Below are 4,841 nucleotides of genomic sequence, written 5' to 3'. Positions count from 1 at the left end.
AACAGGACATGGACAACCTGCCTTTCGTGCAGGAGGGACTCCATGCCTCGAAGACCGGCAAGGTGAACCTCGGCAACTATCAGGAAATCCGCATCCGCCAGTTCCAGGATACGCTGATGAAGTACATCGACGGCGAACTGGGCCAGACCGTGCCCGAAGGGATGGCCTGACCACATGAGCGAAACCGCCGAAAGCCGCCCGCCGCGCATCGACTGCGTGCTGATCTGCGGCGGGGTCTGGCACGACATGGACTTTGCCCGGCTGGAATTGCTGAAGCTGCTGGCCGAGGATCCTTCGGTACGGACCCGCGTGTTCGAGGATTACGAGAATCTCGACGCGATCCGCTCGGCCTCGGTGCTGATCACGTATACCTGCGACGTCACGCCCTCACTGGCGGCGCAGGAGGTGCTGCGCGACTGGCTTTCGGCCGGTGGGCGCTGGTATGCGCTTCACGGCACCAATTCGGTGCTGCGCCTGCTGGAGAACGGACTCTGGGACGCGCCGCGCTGGGCGCCGTTGTTCATGGACCTGTTGGGCAGCCAGTTCGTCAGCCACCCGCCGATCGCGCCCTATACCGTGACGGTGGCCGATCCCGGTCATCCTCTGGTGGAGGGGATCGAGCCGTTCGATACGACCGACGAACTCTACCACATGGAATGCCACGGCGACCTGCACGTGTTGCTGGAGACCGAATGCAGCGAGGAGGGCACCGGCTTCGTGGAGGCGGCCGACGCCATCGGCACGCATCCGGTGATGTACATCAAGCGGCACGGCAAGGGCGCGGTGCTCTATAACACGCTCGGCCATTGTCGGGGCCATTACGACCTGCAACCGATGCTCGATTGGTGGCCGACGGTGGACCGCTGTGCCTGGGACCTGCCGGTGTTCTACGAGTTGCTGCGCCGGGGTATCGGCTGGATCAAGCAGCGGGAGGAGTAGCGGAATACGCTGCCCTTCCCATACTCGTCACCCTGAACTTGTTTCAGGGTCCATCTGGACGGCAGCGCAGTGGCTTGATCCGCAAACCGAAGGCGCGGCGCAGAAAACCTGAGGCCTCCAGTTACGCCGCACGATAGACCCTGAAACAAGTTCAGGGTGACGGAAGATGAGAAGGGGCCGGGCCGTGAGCTGGCCGGCCCTTCCTTCTGCCTTTCAATTCAACAACCTTGCATAGCGATCCAGCGCCGCCTCCGGCCCCTCCGGCCAGCGGGAAAGCACCAGAAGGCGCTTGTGACCCGCGCCGATGGCCAGTTCGTCGGTCACGCCCATGCCGCCGTGGAACTGCACCATCTCGTGTGCCAGCGCGATCGAGGCCTCGCTGATCCAGGCCCGCGCGCCGCTCACCGCCTCGGCAAAGCGGTCGCCGCCCCAGGAGACCAGGGCCAGGTTCAGCAGCGCCCGGCTCTGCTCGATGGCGGCATATTGCGCGACCATGCGGTGCTGGATCGCCTGGAACGAGCCGAGCGCCGCGCCGAACTGGTCGCGCGTGCGCAGATAGTCCAGCGTGTCGTGGAACAGGCGCTCCATGATGCCGAGCGCTTCGGCGCAGCGGGCCAGCGCGGCGACCTGCTGCGCCTCCTCGATCGCGGCGAGGTCGCCGTCGAGCCGGTGGCTTTCGGGCACGGAGACACCCTCAAGAACGAGCGAGGCGGCAATAGACCCGTCCGCCAACGGCCATTCGCGGCGGCACAGGCCGGGTGTGTCTGCGGGGATGAGGAACAGCGCCACGCCCTCCGTATCCGCGGGCATGCCGGACAGGCGGGCGGAGACGAGATAGCCGTCCGCGCCGCCACCGGCGACGGCGTAGGGCTTCGCACCCTCCAGCCGATAGCCGCCGTTCTCGGGCAAGGCAGCGGTTTCCACCCACGTCAGCCCGTCCCGTGCTTTCGCTTCGGCATGGGCGAGGGCGAGGCGCCTTTCGCCGGTGAGCAGCCCGTCCAGCCATTCGTCCCGCAGTTTCTCAGGCGCGGTCCGCGCGAACAGGCTTCCGGCCAGCACCGAGGCTTCGGCCAGCGGCTCCACCACCATGCCGCGCCCGAGTGCCTCGAATATCGTGGCGATGCCGGTGGCATCCAGGCTGAGGCCGCCCAGTTCCTCGGGAAACGGGGCGGCGATCAGGCCCAGTTCGCCCAGCAAGGCCCAGTTCTTGCCCGAAAAACCGTTTGGTTCCGCCAGAAACAGGCGGCGGGTGGTGTGATCGTATGTGTTGGTGACGAAGCGCTCGGTCAGCGCCTGGAGCATTTCCTCGTCTTCGCTGAGATCGAAATTCACATGCCTCTCCCGTCTGTCACACGGATGTAGCACCTGCCGTGGGCCCATCTCCGCTGGGCAAAAGGCTAGGCTGGGAGCAGCGTTTTTCGGCTTTCGGGCAATTGTGCACCCCGGCGGGACGCGTTACGCTCCGGGCCAAGAGAGGAAAAACATGTCGCTGTTGTCACAGGAAAACATAGACGCCGTGCGCGTGGCTTCCCCGGCGGATATCCGACCGGCGGCAGAGGCCCTGCACAAGATCGCCATGGACCTCGGCTACCGCGCCGCGCCTGCGCACGACATTGCCGACAAGCGTACGCCGGTGGATGGAGAGGGCAAGGTGCTGGCCATCGAAGTGTTCGGCTGGGGCGATGACGAACGTGTGTGGTGGCGCAATTCGCGCATTGCGCTCGATTCTCCGCTGACCACGGCCTGCCGTTTCGAAGGACAGCCGTTCTGGGCCAATGCGCAGGGCTTTCACACGCGCGAGCCGAATTCCTATCTCCAGTCGATCGACATCGCCAATTTCGAACAGCGCGCGATGACGCGGGCCTGCATTGCCGTGCCGGTGCACCTCCCGTTCGGCCAGATCGGCGCCGTGAGCTTCAACCCGCTGGACAAGGAGCGCACCGATCTTTCGGAGGATTTCCTGCGCCTGTCGGACGCGCTAGGGCTCTACGCCCGCACCTTCATCGCCACTTATGTGCAGGTGATGGGTTCGACCCAGGCGCTGCCGCCGGAATCACGCCTGTCGAAACGAGAGGTCGAGTGCCTGCGCTGGGCGGCGATCGGCAAGACCGATCTGGAAATCAGCATGATCATGTCGCGCAGCCGCGCGACGGTGCGGTTCCACATCCACAACGCCGCGACCAAGCTGAACGCGGTGAACCGCAGCCAGACGGTCTTCAAGGCCGCGCAGTTGGGCTATATCTCGCTGCACAACTGATGGACCGCATCAGAACGTAATCCGGTCCTCCAGCATCAGTTTCGCCCCCCTCAGGCCCAGTGCCATGGCGGGGGCATTGGTGTTGCCGGTCACGTGGCCGGGCATCACCGAGCAATCCGCCACCCGCACGCCGGTGACGCCGTTCACCCGCAGGCGCGGATCGACCACGGCGGCCGGATCGCTGCCCATGCGGCAGGAGCGGATGGCGTGGAGGCCGCAGCTCGACAGGTGGCGGAAAGCGGAGAGAATGGCCGCGTCGCTGTCGATTTCCGCGCCGGGCACCAGTTCCGCGCCGACCATCTGCCCCAGCGGCGCCTCGGCCATGGAGGCGCGCATCTTGCGCACCAGTGCGATAGCGGAGCGTCGGTCGTGCTCGGTTGTCAGGAAATTGTGGCGGATATCCGCCGGATTGCCGCTGCTCGGACCTGTAGCCCGCACCGCGCTCTCGCTGGTGAGGCGTAGGAGCTGGCCGTAGATGGTCACGCCGGGGCGCGGATCGATCTTGTCGAGCGGGACCGGGTCCTTGTCGTCGCCGACCTTGAAGGTGTAGCCGCCAAGATAGAACTGCGCGTCCGTGCGCCCGTCGGGATGGGCGACGTTGCAGAACGCGCCGACTTCGAACGGCCCGGTTGCCAGCACGCCGTCATGGCGCAGCAGATAGCGCAGCATGGCCATGGCGGCCCCCACGCCGAAGAAGCTGCGGTTGGTGCCGCGGCCATGCTCCAGCCGGTAGGGAAGCGAGATCGACAGGTGTTCGATCATCCTCTCCCCCACGTCGGGTGAATGGACCAGCGGGGCGATGCCTGCCGTCTTCAGCCGCGCTGTATCGCCGATGCCGGAACGCTGGAGCAGCAGCGGACTTTCCATCGCGCCCGCGCTCACCACGATCTCGCCGCAGCAGGCGAAATGTTGCGGTTGGCCGTTCACCACGGCGTCGATGCCCACGGCGCGGGTGCCGTCGAAGACGATCCGCTCCGCCAGCGCGCCGGTCACGACCGTCAGGTTCGGCCTTCCACGTGCCGCCGCCAGATAAGTCCGTGCCGAGGATTCGCGCCGCCCGCCCCGGATATTGTGGCTGTAATAGCCGACGCGCGGGCCGATTGCGGCGTTGAGGTCGTCCACGCGCTTCAGTCCCAGCGCCTCGCCGGATTCGATCATGCGCTCGGCCAGCGGATACTTGAAACACGCCGGATCGACATGGACGAGGCCGCCGCTGCCGCGCATCGGCGAAGCCCCGGCGGCGTGGTCTTCCAGTTCGAGGAATGCCGCCGTCATGCTGGCGCCGTTCCAGCCGGCGGCGCCCGCGTCGCTCTCCCAGGCGTCGTAGTCCGCCGGTTCGCCGCGGCTCCAGATCATGCCGTTGATGGAGGATGAGCCGCCAAGGCCCTTGCCCCGGATCCAGACTTCGCCGCCGCCCTCGTTGGCGCCTTCCTCGCGCGGTTGGGAGACCGGATAGGCCCACATGTGTTCCGGCTTCTTGACCAGCTTGGCCACGCCCTTGGGCAAGGTGACCCAGAAGCTGTCGTTGGGGCCGCCCGCTTCCAGCAGCAGCACTTGCGTGCGGCCATCGGCGCTCAGCCTTTCGGCCATGACGCAGCCCGCCGAACCGGCGCCGACGATGATGTAGTTCCAGGCTTTGGCCATC

General features: G+C 66.2%; 4 protein-coding genes and 1 pseudogene. 3 read left to right on the top strand and 2 right to left on the bottom strand.

Features of this window, described 5'->3' with window-relative positions:
* Together V7066_RS24720 and V7066_RS24715 are read left to right on the top strand one after the other, a co-directional pair.
* Positions 1 to 170 (top strand): annotated as a pseudogene (locus tag V7066_RS24720) (aromatic ring-hydroxylating oxygenase subunit alpha); the annotation flags it as partial.
* A gap of 4 nt (positions 171 to 174) precedes the next feature.
* Positions 175 to 939, top strand: a complete 765-nt coding sequence (locus tag V7066_RS24715; RefSeq protein ID WP_334185621.1) for a ThuA domain-containing protein — start codon at positions 175 to 177, stop codon at positions 937 to 939.
* Between the two features lie 213 nt (positions 940 to 1,152).
* Here V7066_RS24715 and V7066_RS24710 read toward each other — a convergent pair whose 3' ends face one another.
* Entirely contained in the window at positions 1,153 to 2,271 is a 1,119-nt protein-coding gene (locus V7066_RS24710) for an acyl-CoA dehydrogenase family protein (RefSeq protein WP_334185620.1), read from the bottom strand.
* A 151-nt stretch (positions 2,272 to 2,422) separates the two neighbouring features.
* On the opposite strand from V7066_RS24710, the gene V7066_RS24705 reads away from it, so the two are divergent.
* Positions 2,423 to 3,196 carry a helix-turn-helix transcriptional regulator gene (locus V7066_RS24705; RefSeq protein ID WP_334185619.1) on the top strand — a complete coding sequence of 258 codons (774 nt, stop codon included), beginning with the start codon at positions 2,423 to 2,425 and terminating at the stop codon, positions 3,194 to 3,196.
* Positions 3,197 to 3,205: 9 nt separating this feature from the next.
* On the opposite strand, the gene V7066_RS24700 is transcribed toward V7066_RS24705, so the two are convergent.
* Positions 3,206 to 4,840: a GMC family oxidoreductase gene (locus V7066_RS24700; RefSeq protein WP_334185618.1), complete on the bottom strand. Its 1,635-nt coding sequence runs from the start codon at positions 4,838 to 4,840 to the stop codon at positions 3,206 to 3,208.
* Between the last annotated feature and the right edge of the window lies 1 nt (position 4,841).

The sequence above is a fragment of the Novosphingobium sp. genome, assembly GCF_036820275.1.
Lineage (GTDB): Bacteria > Pseudomonadota > Alphaproteobacteria > Sphingomonadales > Sphingomonadaceae > Novosphingobium.
Note: the sequence above shows the minus strand (reverse complement) of the source record. Positions and strands in the feature narration are given on the sequence as shown.

Coding starts and splice junctions, on each gene's coding strand:
- V7066_RS24700 (WP_334185618.1), bottom strand. CDS start 4,840: ATGGCCAAAGCCTGGAACTACATCATCGTCGGCGCCGGTTCGGCGGGC.
- V7066_RS24705 (WP_334185619.1), top strand. CDS start 2,423: ATGTCGCTGTTGTCACAGGAAAACATAGACGCCGTGCGCGTGGCTTCC.
- V7066_RS24715 (WP_334185621.1), top strand. CDS start 175: ATGAGCGAAACCGCCGAAAGCCGCCCGCCGCGCATCGACTGCGTGCTG.